The sequence below is a fragment of the Enterococcus sp. DIV2419 genome, assembly GCF_051711865.1.
Taxonomy (GTDB): domain Bacteria; phylum Bacillota; class Bacilli; order Lactobacillales; family Enterococcaceae; genus Enterococcus; species Enterococcus faecalis.
The window spans coordinates 1,506,355-1,520,696 of the sequence record NZ_JBIONS010000001.1 but is presented as its reverse complement, the minus strand read 5'-3'; the positions used below and the strand labels follow the sequence as shown (position 1 = coordinate 1,520,696).

The window sequence follows — 14,342 nt, the reverse complement described above, 5'->3', positions numbered from 1 at the left end:
TGTCCTCCTAGTTGATACGAGCAATTGCTTATTTTTCCAACTCTTTAATAAATTGTTGATTTAACACTTTTAAATAAGTCCCTTTCATACCAAGAGAACGTGATTCAATAATTCCAGCTGATTCTAATTTTCTTAAGGCATTCACAATTACGGAACGAGTAATGCCTATTTCATCTGCAATACTTGAAGCAGTTAAACGACCTTCTTCGCCATCTAAGGCTTCAAAAATGGCATGGACGGCTTTTAATTCACTATAGGAAAGAGTGTTGATGGCCATTTGCACGGCAGTCGCACTGCGAACTTCTGCTTCAATTGTTCTGGATTGATGATACAAAATTTGCATGCCGACAACGGTCGCACTATATTCAGCTAACACTAAATCATCCTCGTTAAAGGATTTTTCAACACGCGCTAAAATAATCGTACCCAAGCGTTTGCCAGCACCGTACAAAGGCACAATAGTGGTTAACCCAAACGGATACAGCTCTCGTGATTCAAAAGGAAATGCAGTTAAATCACTGTCTATTGGAATATTGGCTTCGGTTACTTTGAGCATATCCACGGCCTCGGTGTATCCTTGAGGAAATTTTTTCTCTTTAAACATATTTTTGATACGGGCATTATTAACATCTAATTTTTCAGTATACCCCAACAAATCCCCTGAACTGCTAATAATATACGCATTACTTTCTAAAATATCCCCTAAAATCATTGCCATTTTGTTGTACGGAAGTTCTGCTTGTACGTCAAACAGATTGTTTTTTTGCAAAAGCTCGTTCACTTGACGTGTTTTTTCTAATAATGTAGCCATCTTTTCTCCTCCAGCCTTTTTTATAAGATGTAACGACTTAAATCTTCATTTTGAACAATGTCATTCAATTTTTCATTGACATATGCTTCGGTAATCGTAATTTCACCCATTTGCATATCTGGTGCTTCATATAATAAATCTTCTAATAAACGCTCTAAAATTGTGTGTAAACGACGCGCCCCAATATTATCTGTATCACGGTTTACATCATAAGCGATGTGTGCTAACCGTTCAATTGCTTCTTTTGTAAAGATGACTGAAACATTTTCTGTGCCAATTAATGCTACATATTGTTTAATTAAAGCATTGTTTGGCTCAGTTAAGATACTTACGAAGTCATCAGCCGTTAAATCATCTAATTCAACTCGAATTGGGAAGCGACCTTGTAATTCTGGAATCAAGTCACTTGGTTTTGACAAGTGGAAAGCACCTGAAGCGATAAATAAAATGTGATCCGTTTGTAAAGGACCATACTTCGTGTTAACTTGGGAGCCTTCAACAATTGGCAAAATGTCTCTTTGTACTCCTTCACGAGAGACTTCGCCCGAATTTTGTTGGCTTTTAGAGGTGATTTTATCAATCTCATCGATAAAAATAATTCCGCTTGATTCAGCTAAACGAATCGCTTCACTATGAATATCAGCATCATTGACAATTTTTGCTGATTCTTCTTTCACTAATAATTCTTGTGCTTCTTTCACCGTTACAGTACGTTCGATTTTTTTCTTCGGTGACAGAGCGCCTAACGTTTCATTTAAGTCGATGCCCATTTGTTCTAGGCCATTGTTCATAGCTGGCATCGTTTTCTTCGGTTCTTCAATTTCAATTGTTACTTCACGATTATCTAATAGACCTTTTTCCAGCTGTTCCAAAATTGTTCGGCGATTCGCTCGAATATCTTCCGTTACTTCTTCTTGTGCTTCTTGCTGTTGCTGAGCCATGTTAAACATGTTCATCATTTGTTCAAATTGATTACCGCCAGCCTGTTTTTGTTCTTTTTTAATTCCAGGCACTAATACTTTGACTAAACGTTGATTGGCCTTTTTCAACGCTTGCGCGTACACGCGACTGTATTGTTGTTTTTCAACAATTTGGATCGCATTTTCTACTAAATCCCGAACCATTGATTCGACATCCCGACCGACATAGCCTACTTCTGTAAATTTGGTTGCTTCAACTTTTACAAAAGGCGCATTGACAATTTTTGCGAGACGACGAGCAATCTCAGTTTTACCAACACCTGTTGGTCCAATCATTAGTAAGTTTTTAGGCGTAATATCTTGTTGCATATTTTCTTCTAATTGCAAGCGACGATAGCGGTTACGTAAAGCTACCGCCACTGATTTTTTGGCAGCTTGCTGTCCAACAATATATTGATCTAGTTCTTTGACTATTTCTTTTGGTGTTTTGTTTAATTCATTCATGGATTTTCCCTCGCTTATAATTCTTCTACAATGATATTATGATTCGTAAATACACAGATATCTGCAGCAATATTTAAGGCATTTTTAGCAATCTCTTTCGCTGGCATTTCTTTATCACCAAAGTTTTTCATAGCTCTTGCAGCGGACAAAGCAAAATTACCGCCAGAACCAATTGCTAAAATACCATCGTCTGGTGTAATGACTTCCCCAGTTCCTGAAACTAAGAGCATTTCTTCCTTATTCATCACAATCAGCATAGCTTCTAATTTTTGCATAGACTGTTGTGTACGCCACTCTTGGGCTAACTCAACCGCAGCTCTCGTTAAGTTTCCGTTGTATTCATTTAATTTTCCTTCAAACTTTTCTTCTAATGTAAAGGCATCTGCCACACTCCCTGCAAAACCGACAACGACTTCATCATTGTAAATACGGCGCACTTTTTTGGCCGTACCTTTCATAACGACAGATTCGCCCATTGTTACTTGACCATCACCAGCCATTGCAAATTTTCCATCTTTTTCGACTGCACAAATTGTTGTAGAGTGAAATTGTGATTCAACCATTATTGTTCCTCCTAGACGTTTCCCTCCATTATGCACGAGGATGAAACGTTCGATAATTTTTTTGTAAACTTTCTTTTGTCACATGCGCATATATCTGAGTTGTTGATAAATTAGCATGTCCTAATAATTCTTGAACTGTCCGCATATCGGCGCCATTATTTAATAAATGTGTCGCAAATGTATGGCGTAACATGTGGGGATGAATTTCCGCATTTAATGAACTTTTTTTAATTAGTTGGTTTAAGACGTATTCAATCCCTGTTGGCGTGATTTGTTCACCATGATGATTAACAAAGACATACGGATGTTTTTTTTGATATTTTGTCATTAATAGCGCGCGGCCATTCTCTAAGTAATCCTTTAAGGCGTCTTGTGCAAATGAACCAAAAGGCACATAGCGATCTTTATTTCCTTTTCCGTGAACCAATAAAACAGAAGCTTGAAAGTCAACTGCGTCCACCGTTAAGTTCGCACATTCACTGACCCGAATGCCAGTCCCATACAGAACTTCTAGCAACGCTTGATTTCTCAAATCAAGCGGTTGCTCCCCTTGTGCGCTCTCAAATAATGCATCCATTTCTTTTTCATAAAAAAAACGGGGCAACCGTAACTGTTTCTTTTTCATATGAACATAGGAAAAAGGATTCTCTTGGATTGCTTCATTTTTTAATAAGAATTGATAAAAAGAACGCAAACTGGCAATTTTTCGACTAATCGAATTGCGGCTATATTCCTGATCATATAATTCGCTCAAATAAGCCCGAACATCCAAATGTTCCACAGTCAAATAATTGTCATTACCTGAAGTCTTTAAAAACGAAAAAAAATGTTGTATATCTTCTTGATATGCTTTTTTTGTTTTTTCTGAATAGCCTCTTTCGACAATAAGATAACGAGCAAATAACTCAGGCCAATTCTTTTCTTCCATGTGATAGCCCTCCTCATTCGATTACAAAGTAACTTTAGCATAACCTTTTTCAAAAGACAATTAAGTTGTCAGAATTTAATCAATATTTCTAAATATGTTCACAATTTTAACTATTCTTTAGCTTTTGTTATTTTTTTCTAAAAATTAAAAGACTGAGTATCATCGCATTTCTTAGCAATGATTCTCGGTCTTTTCTCATATTTTTTCTAATTTAGTCTAAAGATTGGATAACTTGAGCTTGGACATCTAAGGCCCGATTAGCAATTGCTTCATAGCGTTCTTTTTTGTCACGAATTCGTTCAGGTAACTCTGGGAAAAGCCCAAAGTTTGCATTCATTGGTTGGAAATGTTTGCCTTCTGCATGTGTAATATAATAAGCCATACTTCCTAAAGTCGTTTCGCGAGGGAATTCAATCGGCTCTTCCCCTTTGGCAAGACGAGCTGCGTTAATACCTGCGAGTAAACCACTTGCCGCGCTTTCAACATATCCTTCAACACCAGTCATTTGTCCAGCAAAAAACAGATCGTCACGTTTTTTTGATTGGTAGGTTGGTTTTAGCAACTCTGGAGAATTCATAAAACTATTACGGTGCATGACGCCATAGCGAACAAATTCAGCATTTTCTAATCCCGGAATCATACGGAATACTCGTTTTTGTTCCCCCCATTTTAAATGCGTTTGGAAACCAACAATATTGTATAAAGAAGCTGCAGCATTGTCTTGACGTAATTGAATTACAGCATAAGGGCGTTTACCTGTTTTAGGGTCTTCTAGTCCGACAGGTTTCATTGGGCCAAACAACATGGTTTTAATGCCACGTTGCGCCATTACTTCGATGGGCATACAGCCTTCGAAAAACTTCTCTTTTTCAAACGTGCGTAAAGGAACCACTTCTGCATTGACTAGCGCTTCATGAAAAGCATTGAACTCTTCTTCAGTCATCGGACAATTTAAGTAAGCCGCTTCCCCCTTGTTATAACGAGATTTTAAATAAACTTTATCCATGTCAATTGTTGATTTATCAATAATTGGTGCTGCTGCATCGTAAAAATAAAAGCCTTCAGAACCATTAAATTCTTGAATTTTTTGAGATAAGCTTTCAGAGGTTAAAGGACCCGTTGCAATAATTACAATCCCTTCCGGAATATCGGTGATCTCTTCATTTTTGATTGTAATTAATGGATGACTTTTAATTTTTTCAGTGATTGTTTCAGAAAAAGAATCACGGTCAACTGCTAAGGCGCCGCCAGCTGGTACAGCGGTTTGATCTGCACTACCAATAATGATTGAATTTAAACGGCGCATTTCTTCTTTCAAAACACCTACCGCATTGGTTAAACTATTTCCACGTAATGAATTAGAACAAACTAACTCTGCAAAATTTTCTGTTTGATGCGCTGGTGTCTTTTTGACAGGGCGCATTTCATATAAATCAACTGGTACCCCAGCATTGGCCACTTGCCATGCCGCTTCACTTCCGGCTAAACCGGCACCAATAATTGTGACTTTTTTTGTCATGTATAAAATTTCCTTTCTATGTCAAGAAGTTAAGAGCTGTCTCTTACAAACTCAATTCATTTTACTAAAAGAGAAGACCGAAGTAAATTCTTCGGTCTCAATTTTTCTTATTTTTGGACGTTTTCTTCATAATCGCCATTGATACAAACGACTTGTTTGCCGCCTTTAACTTTTTTCTCTACTAAATATTGCCCACATTTTGGACATGGTCGGCCTACTGGTTTGTCCCAAGAAGTGAAGTCACACTCTGGGTACCGACTACAGCCATAGAAAATCCGATTTTTCTTTGATTTGCGTTCGATAACTTGTCCTTCGTGACACACAGGACACGTCACGCCAATTTCTTTAACGATCGCTTTTGTATTCCGACAATCTGGGAAATTACTACATGCATAAAATTTTCCGTAGCGACCCAGCTTAATCACCATTGGATGTCCACATAGTTCGCAGTCAAAGCCTGCTGGTTCATCTTTAATTTGGATTTTTTCAATTTTTTCTTCGGCATTTGTTAATTCTTTTTCGAAGGGCTTGTAGAAGCGATCGACAACTTCAACCCATTTTTCTTGGCCTTCACCGACTTTATCTAGGTCCGTTTCCATTGTCGCTGTAAAATGTGTATCGACAATTTGTGGGAAAAACTCTGAAACTAGAGAATTCACAATTTCACCTAATTCCGTTGGTTCAAACCGTTTATTGGTTAGCTTCACGTAATAACGCCGTTGAATTGTTTCTAATGTTGGCGCATACGTTGATGGTCGGCCCACACCGTTTTCTTCTAAAGTCCGGATTAACGTGGCTTCACTAAAACGAGCCGGTGGTTGAGTAAAGTGTTGTTTCGGTTCGATATCGACCGATTTAACAACGTCACCTTCCACTAATTCAGGTAAAATATTTTCCTTGTCTTCTTTACCATCATCGCGACCTTCAACATATACCTGCATAAACCCTTTAAACTTCACTTTGGAGCCATTGGCAATAAACGTTACGCCGTTTTGTTGAAGCGTGACCTTCATGGTATCTAAAATCGCTGGTGTCATTTGACTAGCTACAAAGCGCGACCAAATAAGAGTATATAATTTTAATTGGTCTTTATCTAAATACTTCTTCATTTCATCGGGTGTTCTTAAAACGCTTGACGGACGAACCGCTTCATGGGCATCTTGTGCACCTTGCGTATTTTTTGCTTTGCGGCCGCCATGTGCTGAAAACTCATCTCCGTAGGTCTTTTCAATGAATTCAGCAGCTTCTGCTTTGGCGGAATCAGCAATTCTGGTTGAGTCTGTACGCATGTAGGTAATCAGCCCCACAGTGCCTTGTTTCCCTAAAGCAATTCCCTCATACAATTGTTGCGCAACCATCATGGTTTTACGGGTACGGAAATTTAATTTACGTGCCGCTTCTTGTTGTAAACTACTGGTTGTAAAAGGTAATGCAGGATTACGTTTCCGTTCTTTTTTCTCAACTTTTGTAACATCGTAATCTTTACCGTCAATTCGAGAAGTGATTTCTTTCACCGCTTCTGCATTTGGTAATTTTTTCTTTTTACCATCTACGCCCCAGAAATTTGCTTTGAATTTCTTGCGACCTTTTTGGAAATTCCCATCAATGCTCCAATATTCTTCAGGTTTAAATTCTCGAATTTCATTTTCTCGATCAATAATCATTTTTAAAGCAACAGATTGCACACGGCCAGCACTCAAACCTTTTTTGACTTTACGCCATAAAATAGGACTAATCGAGTATCCAACTAAACGGTCTAAAATGCGCCGTGCTTGTTGTGCATCAACTAAATCAACGTTGATGGTTCTAGGTTCTTTAAATGCCGCTTTTACCGCTTCTTTAGTGATCTCGTTGAATACCACGCGGTTTTTATCTTTTAAATCAAGGCCAAGAAGATAAGCTAAATGCCAAGCAATTGCTTCACCTTCTCGGTCCGGATCGGCTGCGAGATAGACTTTTTCAGCTTTTTTTGCAGCCGCTTTTAAACTTTTGATGACATCGCCTTTTCCGCGAATCGAAATATAATGAGGTTCATAATTATTTTCAATATCAATCCCCATTTTACTTTTTGGTAAATCGCGAATGTGACCAACACTGGCAACCACCTTGTAGTTTCTTCCTAGATATTTTTCAATTGTTTTGGCTTTGGCAGGTGATTCTACAATCACGAGATACTTATAGGCCATTCAATTAGCTCCTTTCGCGTTCGCTTTCCTACTATATAATATATGTAAAAAACGCACAAATCGTAATACATCATATGCTATATAGAACAGGTTTGTCAAGACTAGGCTTTCTAACATTTCTGTCATTTCTGTTTGACTGTCCGAATTTATAAATAAAAAATGCCTATGATTTATAGATTTTATCCTAAAGCATTAAAATACCTATAACATTCCAAACAAAATGAGTCAAGACAGCAGCTTCAAAGCGACCCGTGCGTAGATAGACCCAACTTAAAGCTAAACCCATGCCCCAATAAATAACAAAACTACCTATATCTGTCGGCGTGTGCACAAGTGCAAATAAAATAGAAGAAACGAGTATGCCTATTTTTGAAGCTGGCTTGAAAAACGCTTGAATGCCGACACGAAAAATTCCCTCTTCGAAAATTGGCCCAATCACACCTGCAAAAATAAGTATAAGCCCTTTAGGAATAGATTGGACAATTTCTTCAACACTTTGTTGGTTAGAGGTCGTCTCTAATCCTTCCAGACGTAATAAGAAATCACCAAATATTCCCACACAAAAGATTATCATCAAACCTAACAAGACCACTGGCAAGGTTTCTTTGATTCCTAAAAAAGTCCAAGTTATGAGCTTTTTCTTTTTCAAAAAAGCAACAAATAGATAGACGAAATAGGCACCAAGTCCAACAGCCACTAATCCACTAACAAAGCGAAACCAAAAGTTTTCTGTAGAAAATTGAACAACTGAGACCATCATCAAAGGAATTTGATCCAAAATCAAAAAGCCCAGTAGCTGCATACCAAACAACCATCTTTTTCTAACAACCGTTTCCATTTAGACACTCCTAACTACCAACCAAAAGATTAAAATCTGATTAAATAGTACCGAAGTGAACGTAGGTTGTCAATTCACAATTAGTAAAAGTCACAATTCTTCACAAATATCATCAATTGTCTGAACACATTTAGCGCCGTCCTGAATCAATTCATGGCAGCCTGTTGAAAAAGACTGGAAAATACTTCCCGGTACGGCAAATACCTCGCGCCCGTAATCCATCGCTGCTTGTGCAGTAATTAAAGAGCCACTATTCTTACGAGCTTCCATCACGCAGACCCCTAAAGATAATCCAGCAATAATGCGATTACGTGCAGGAAAATGATATTTTTTCGGCCCACTCCCATTCACATATTCTGTTAAAACAAGCTGATTCTGCTTCATAGTTTGCTGTAATTCTTTCTTTTCATACGGATAATATACATCTAATCCAGTGCCTAAAATTCCAATTGTCTGACCCCCGTTCTGGATGGCCATCTCATGGCTACGACTATCAATGCCTTTGGCAAGACCACTGACGATTGTGAATCCTTCTTTGACTATTTTAGGAACCAGAGCTTCAGTCACTCTTAACCCATACGAAGTGGCATAGCGAGCGCCGACGATGCCAATTTTCCTTCTACTTAACAATTGTAAATTTCCTCTATAAAAAAGAATTGCTGGTGGATTATAAATTTCTCGTAATAATTTAGGATAGACGGCATCTAAAATTGTCATAAATTGGTGTTGGCATTGTCGTATATATAACGCTTCACTATGAATCGTATGGTGTAACCAAGATTGTTCAAATAATTCACGATATTTCTTGATTTCAGCAATTCTAATAATTTCTGTACTGGAAAAATCAACACGCTTTTGTGCGATAGCTTCTTGTAACACTTTTAAGATCCCTAAATTGCCAATTCCTTGGCATACCGCTAATTTAAATAATAATTGTCGTTGTAAAATTTCCAACAAAAAACACCTCTTTCACATCTTCTTAAAATAAGAATACGTAAAAAAAGTGTTTTATTTTTAAATCATATCTTTTATTGGCGCAAACGTACGTCGATGAATGGGTGTTACACCGTATTTTTCTAACCCGAGAAGATGTTCTTTTGTTCCATAACCTGCATTGTTTTTAAATCCATATCCAGGATATAATTCATCATATTCTTCCATTAATCGATCTCTTGTTACTTTTGCAATAATACTGGCTGCTGCAATCGAAATGGAGCGCGCATCCCCTTTAATCAAACTTTCTTGTGGTTGGGGAACGTCTAACTGCATTGCATCAATTAATAAATAATCTGGTGCAAAAGCTAAATCGTCAATTGCCATTTTCATCGCTTGTTTAGTTGCTTGATAAATATTAATTTGATCAATGACTCCTTGATCAGCGATACCTAACCCGATAGCGACAGCCTGTTCTTGAATCTGGTTATATAACGTTTCCCGTTTTTTAGCAGATAGTTTTTTTGAATCATTTAAACCTAATAATTGACAATCTTTCGGTAAAATAACTGCAGCTGTCACAACAGGGCCAGCTAATGGTCCGCGGCCTACTTCATCAATTCCCGCAATTAAACGATGGCCTTTTTTATAGGCCGCTTCCTCAAATTGACTCATTTCTTTAAAAAGTTGCCATTCTTTTTCTTTGGCTAACTGGCGACGTTCCCATTGTTTGATCGCTTGTTGCACTCCTGAACGTTCATCTTCTCGCCAGCTTGCTAATCGTTCATCGGTTGCATCAGTGACAGTTAGCAACGCTTCTTTGATTGCCTGAATCGACTCTTTTGCCATGTTATTCGTCTCCTAGTTCTTCCCAGCGGTCCAAAGTATACGTACCTAATTTTCCACTGCGAATTTCTAAAATAATCATTTCGCTGGCTCGATTATAATCATCTCTAAAACCACGTTTTTGGCTAATTAACATCAATTGTTCTGGGGCAGGTAAAAATAGCTCTTCCTCTGTTAAACCATATCGTTCCGTCAAACGTTGCGGATAAAAACGTGCAAAAAATTCTAATCCATAAATCGCCAAATCATCTAAATGCAATAATTGATCTTTTATAGCGCCAGTTAAAGCTAATTTTTTCCCAATTTCTTCATCTTCAAATTTTGGCCAAAGAATTCCTGGTGTATCCAGTAATTCCAATTGGGAACCAGAGCGTAACCATTGTTGTCCTTTTGTCACACCTGGCTTGTTCCCAGTTTGCGCAATTTTTTTTCCGACTAAACGATTCATTAAGGTTGACTTACCAACATTGGGAATCCCAATACACATGGCGCGAATCGCACGCGGTTTCAAGCCTTTCGCCTGTTCACGAGCCAATTTTTCTTTTAACGCTTCCTTGGCTGCTGGCACAATTTTATTGATTCCTTTATTTTGTTGGGCATTGATAACTAGGGTTTGGTACCCTTTCTTTTGAAAGTAATGTTGCCATTTTTTATTTTGGTCGTTATCTGCTAAGTCCCCTTTATTTAAAAGGACTAATCGTGGTTTTTGTTGGACAATTTGGTCCATCATTGGGTTACGGGAAGAAAGCGGTAACCGCGCATCAACTAGTTCAAATACAATATCGACATATTTGATTTTTTCAGAAACTTCTCTTCTTGCTTTGGCCATATGGCCGGGAAACCATTGAATGGTCATAATCTGTTCAAATCCCTTCTTTAACACATTGTTTCTTTGATTCAATTCTTCAACGAGTCCTGTGTTCCGCGTAGATTCTTGCGAAAAAACACCTTCTCTAGTTTAACATATTTTTCACGGATTTGATTTATTTTCTGCAGTGTTCTTTAAAAAACAAAAAAGCTGAGACAAACTCACTTTGGATTTTGTCTCAGCCTTGTACACTGGCAAAGTATAGAAAGAAGTAGGTCAAGCTCTTCTCAAGAATATTTCTGTTTTTACTTGTTATTTAGCATGAAGTAAATTTTCTTTACAATGAATTAACTCTGTTAAAAACTGACAGTACGGTGTAGCAATCCCATAGGCTTTCCCTTTGCGAACAATTGCTCCATTGATATAATCAATTTCGGTTAAACGATGATTGGTTATTAAGTCCTGATACATCGATGGATGGTGCAGACCAATTGTTTCTCGATTATAACACGAGCGGATTTGTTGAAGGACTGCTTGTTTATCTAACGTAACTTGTTCCGCTTCAGCGACTGCTAAAAATTCATTAACTATTTGTTGAACAATTTGATCTGCTTGCTCTGTTTCGCCAAAGTCTGCCATATTACAATCCAACAAAGTACATAAACCATTCATTGTTCCATTTACGCAAGCCTTCTTATAAATGGATGATAAAATATTCTCAGAATAACGTGCATTTAAGTCAGCGTTATTTAATACCTTAATGACTGCTTCTGCCGCTTGTTCACTTTGCGCTCCTAAATTTTGTAAATCAATCGAACCATTACCAAATAATTTTACTTTGCCCGGTCCTTCTAACCCAGCGGTCCACATTGTGTTTCCTAATAAAATATTTTCGTAAGGCACGTATTTTTTGATAATATCTTCGTGCCCAATTCCATTTAACAAGCATAAAACTTTCGTATTTTTATTAAGGAAATGTTCTAATGCTTCAAGCATTCCTGCCAGTTGCATTGCTTTTGTAAATAGGATAACTAAGTCTGCTGTAAAATCGATGCTTGCTACTTCTGTCTGAGGATAGATAGGAATTTTAGCGGTCACCACTTCGCCATTAAAATCAGCAACTAACCCGTTTTTTCTTATTGCTTCAATATGTTCTGGCCAACCATCAACAAAAATAACGTCATTTCCTGCTTGATGTAACATTAGTCCAAAGCGACTGCCCATAGCGCCAGCACCTGCGATAATAATCTTCATTTCTTTTCCTCCGTTCAATTTTTTATTTTTAGGTAAAAATCTGCTAAGAAAATCTCTATCTCTTACTTTTATAACCATAAAAAGGCAAAACATATGTTATATTATAAGTGATCTATTTGTTATTTTTTATCCAAGCGCATTTTTGTAAGCGCTTTTAAAAAGAAGGGGAGTTTCTGATGAATATTCAGCTTTTAAAGTACTTCATTGAAATTGTTAATACCCGCAGTTTATCGGCGGCCGCTCGCAATTTATTTGTCACCCAACCAACACTTTCTTTAGCATTGAAAAAAATGGAATCTGAGTTAGGCACAGCGTTGTTTGATCATTCTGATCAACCGTTTCAATTAACTGATACAGGTGTTTATTTATATGAACATGGCCAAGAAGTTGTTTTTCAATTCGATCAATTGGTAACAGATATTCGTGAAATGAACCAGAAACCAGTTAAAAAGCAATTGCGTTTAGGGTTAACTACTTTATTTGCTGTACAATTTATGAAAGAAATTTCACGATTTTTAACAACCCATCCACATGTGAATTTAATATTACAGCAAGATGGCTCGCCAAAATTACAAACGATGTTAGCAAATAAAGAAATTGATATGGGACTAATTTCTTTCCCAAATACCTTACCTGAAATTATTCATATTGAACCTTTAGAAACGACTACCAAAGGCTACCATGTTTATGTCGTGGTACCAGAATCAAATCCTCTCTCCCAATATGAAAAATTAACTTTTAAAGATTTGAAAGATCAACGATTTTCATCGTTAAGTGATAATTTTATGATTGGTCGCCTACTACTAGATCGGACTCGGAGCTTCGGTTATGAGCCGAATATCATTTTGCATAACGATGATTTACAAGTACTTCTTTATAGTTTACAAAAAAATAATTCGATTTGTTTGCTGCCGATTGAATATTATGAAGTGGGAAAAAGTCAGGGACTGAAATGGATTCCTTTAAAAGATAAGTTTGACTATTTCCCCATCGGCATTGCTTTGCGCCGCGATTTTAGTATGACAGAAGATGTTAGAGATTTTATCCAAATCATTAAAGAAAATTAATGGATAATCTAGCCTTGATAAGCAAAGACGACTTTACTATCATAAAGTTTCAACACTTTTTCAAATAAGAATTTTGAGAATAAACCCGCGACAATTGGAACAACAAACCAAGAAAAGAGTAAAGGTAAGATCCCTAAGCCCGCATCCAATGAAGCAAGTGGCCCCACGAGTCCAACCAAGCCAAATCCAGCCGATTGTGGGGTTCCTGAAATGTTGAATAGAACCACAGGAATTGCTGAAATAGTCGCTGTAAATAAACAAGGAATTAAAATAATTGGGTATTTAAATAAGTTAGGCATCATCATTTTCATACCGCCCAAAGAGACAGCCAGTGTCACTCCCGATTGGTTGACATTCCAAGAATTAATCACAAGAACAACAGTTGTGGCTGCAATTCCCATTGCGGCAGCACCTGCAGACAAGCCATTCAACTGAATCGCCAAACCGATTGCCACAGTAGTGATTGGTGAAATAATCAGTGCAGCAAATGAACAAGCAATTAAAATACTCATGATAATTGGCTGGAAATCAGTAAAATTGTTAATCACTTTCCCGATGGCGACCGTGATCTGTGTCACATATGGATAAATCAACATGCCAAACAAACCTGCACCTACTCCAACAACGATCGGTAAAGCAATGATTTCCACTGAACCGAATTTTTTATCGATGACTAATAAAAGTAAGACTGCAACAGAAGCGGTAATCATAATATTAATGATGTCACCAGTGCCTGCACCAATAAAGCCTTTCACTTCTGAATTAAATTTAATCACGCCAGAACCAGCAAATGCTGCACCGCCAGCAATCATCATTTTCTGTGGCGTTAAGCCAAATTGAAAAGCAATCAGTCCACCAATAATTAAAGGGGTGGCTAGTTGGAAAATTTGCGCCGCATGAATAATCATTTCGATAATCTTGTATTCTGCAAAATATTTTAAAATGGCTCCTAATACAGCATTGGGAATTAAGGCGATAATGGTGCCGGAAGCTGTTCCAGCTAACACTTTGTTAAAAAATATTCTTGGGGTTAATTGAGCATCCAGTTTATCAGTGGGCATTTTCAACACTCCTATTGATTATTTTTGTTTTTTTAGAACAAGTTTGAGAATGATTGAACTTTCTATTAGATAAAGAGCGGCCTCAAAGAAGAGCGCTTATTTCT

13 protein-coding genes are annotated in these 14,342 nt (G+C 37.4%); 1 reads left to right on the top strand and 12 read right to left on the bottom strand.

Annotated elements, in window-relative coordinates; translation table 11 throughout:
- Window positions 1–28: 28 nt before the first annotated feature.
- From codY to IGI97_RS07065, 11 genes are all read right to left on the bottom strand, one after another.
- Window positions 29–811, bottom strand: a complete 783-nt coding sequence (gene codY / locus IGI97_RS07115) for a GTP-sensing pleiotropic transcriptional regulator CodY (protein WP_002357492.1) — start codon at window positions 809–811, stop codon at window positions 29–31.
- A gap of 20 nt (window positions 812–831) precedes the next feature.
- Window positions 832–2,235 (bottom strand): ATP-dependent protease ATPase subunit HslU, encoded by a 1,404-nt coding sequence (gene hslU / locus IGI97_RS07110; RefSeq protein ID WP_002366731.1) that lies wholly within the window; start codon window positions 2,233–2,235, stop codon window positions 832–834.
- A 14-nt stretch (window positions 2,236–2,249) separates the two neighbouring features.
- Window positions 2,250–2,798, bottom strand: coding sequence for an HslVU peptidase proteolytic subunit (hslV, locus tag IGI97_RS07105; protein WP_002357489.1), 549 nt, complete (start codon window positions 2,796–2,798; stop codon window positions 2,250–2,252).
- A 28-nt stretch (window positions 2,799–2,826) separates the two neighbouring features.
- Window positions 2,827–3,726 (bottom strand): tyrosine recombinase XerC, encoded by a 900-nt coding sequence (xerC, locus tag IGI97_RS07100; protein ID WP_002357488.1) that lies wholly within the window; start codon window positions 3,724–3,726, stop codon window positions 2,827–2,829.
- Window positions 3,727–3,937: 211 nt separating this feature from the next.
- Window positions 3,938–5,245, bottom strand: coding sequence for an FADH(2)-oxidizing methylenetetrahydrofolate--tRNA-(uracil(54)-C(5))-methyltransferase TrmFO (trmFO, locus tag IGI97_RS07095; RefSeq protein ID WP_002357486.1), 1,308 nt, complete (start codon window positions 5,243–5,245; stop codon window positions 3,938–3,940).
- A gap of 107 nt (window positions 5,246–5,352) precedes the next feature.
- Window positions 5,353–7,431 (bottom strand): type I DNA topoisomerase, encoded by a 2,079-nt coding sequence (gene topA / locus IGI97_RS07090; protein WP_002357484.1) that lies wholly within the window; start codon window positions 7,429–7,431, stop codon window positions 5,353–5,355.
- A 184-nt stretch (window positions 7,432–7,615) separates the two neighbouring features.
- Window positions 7,616–8,269, bottom strand: a complete 654-nt coding sequence (locus tag IGI97_RS07085; protein ID WP_438738287.1) for a CPBP family intramembrane glutamic endopeptidase — start codon at window positions 8,267–8,269, stop codon at window positions 7,616–7,618.
- Between the two features lie 90 nt (window positions 8,270–8,359).
- Window positions 8,360–9,223 carry a DNA-processing protein DprA gene (gene dprA, locus IGI97_RS07080; protein ID WP_002382350.1) on the bottom strand — a complete coding sequence of 288 codons (864 nt, stop codon included), beginning with the start codon at window positions 9,221–9,223 and terminating at the stop codon, window positions 8,360–8,362.
- A 60-nt stretch (window positions 9,224–9,283) separates the two neighbouring features.
- On the bottom strand, window positions 9,284–10,051 hold the full coding sequence (locus IGI97_RS07075; RefSeq protein WP_002357481.1) for a ribonuclease HII: 768 nt from the start codon (window positions 10,049–10,051) through the stop codon (window positions 9,284–9,286).
- A gap of 1 nt (window position 10,052) precedes the next feature.
- Window positions 10,053–10,904: a ribosome biogenesis GTPase YlqF gene (gene ylqF / locus IGI97_RS07070; protein ID WP_002357480.1), complete on the bottom strand. Its 852-nt coding sequence runs from the start codon at window positions 10,902–10,904 to the stop codon at window positions 10,053–10,055.
- A gap of 264 nt (window positions 10,905–11,168) precedes the next feature.
- Window positions 11,169–12,110 carry a 2-dehydropantoate 2-reductase gene (locus tag IGI97_RS07065; protein ID WP_010822845.1) on the bottom strand — a complete coding sequence of 314 codons (942 nt, stop codon included), beginning with the start codon at window positions 12,108–12,110 and terminating at the stop codon, window positions 11,169–11,171.
- 176 nt (window positions 12,111–12,286) lie between these two features.
- On the opposite strand from IGI97_RS07065, the gene IGI97_RS07060 reads away from it, so the two are divergent.
- Window positions 12,287–13,177 carry a LysR family transcriptional regulator gene (locus tag IGI97_RS07060; protein WP_002357478.1) on the top strand — a complete coding sequence of 297 codons (891 nt, stop codon included), beginning with the start codon at window positions 12,287–12,289 and terminating at the stop codon, window positions 13,175–13,177.
- An 8-nt stretch (window positions 13,178–13,185) separates the two neighbouring features.
- Here IGI97_RS07060 and IGI97_RS07055 read toward each other — a convergent pair whose 3' ends face one another.
- Complete coding sequence (locus IGI97_RS07055) at window positions 13,186–14,238, bottom strand: PTS sugar transporter subunit IIC (RefSeq protein ID WP_002384478.1); 1,053 nt, start codon at window positions 14,236–14,238, stop codon at window positions 13,186–13,188.
- Between the last annotated feature and the right edge of the window lie 104 nt (window positions 14,239–14,342).